Source organism: Pseudomonas sp. B3G-3, assembly GCF_028640915.1.
Lineage (GTDB): Bacteria > Pseudomonadota > Gammaproteobacteria > Pseudomonadales > Pseudomonadaceae > Aquipseudomonas > Aquipseudomonas chlororaphis_I.
In genome coordinates this window covers 1-463 of record NZ_JAQZAB010000002.1, presented here as the reverse complement: position 1 = coordinate 463, position 463 = coordinate 1, and the positions used below count along the sequence as shown (strand labels likewise).

1 protein-coding gene is annotated in these 463 nt (G+C 64.1%); it reads right to left on the bottom strand.

All coding sequences use genetic code 11. The features are described from left to right. A partial coding sequence (locus PVZ80_RS00010) for a VCBS domain-containing protein (RefSeq protein WP_273863242.1) occupies nucleotides 1-463 on the bottom strand: 463 nt, incomplete at both ends.

Genomic DNA, 463 nt, shown 5'->3' with positions numbered 1-463 from the left:
GGAGATGTCGACGGCGGCATTGGTCTCGGTCAGGTTGGCGATGTCGGCGGACAGCACGGCGGCATCGTTGGTGCCGAGGATATGCACGGTGACCGAAGTGAGGGTGCCGTCGGCACTGCTCACGGCGAAGGTGTCGGTGTAGGTGGTGCCGGCGGCGAACTCGTTGTGGGCGGAGTCGGCGATGTAGGTCCAGGCACCGCCGGTGCCGATGGAGAACTTGCCGTAGTTGTCGGCGGTGTCGATTTGCGCCTGGAAGCTTTCCGGGCTGTCGATATCGCTGACGGTCAGGCTGCCGCCGGTAGTCAATGGAGCATTGGTTTCGCTCAGCGTGACGCTGGCCGAGGACAGTACGGCGGCGTCGTTGGTACCGGTGACAGTGATCGTCACCAGCTGGGTGTCGACACCGCCCAGGCCATCGCTGACCTGCACGCTGAACACCTCATCATGACTCTCGCCGGCCTTC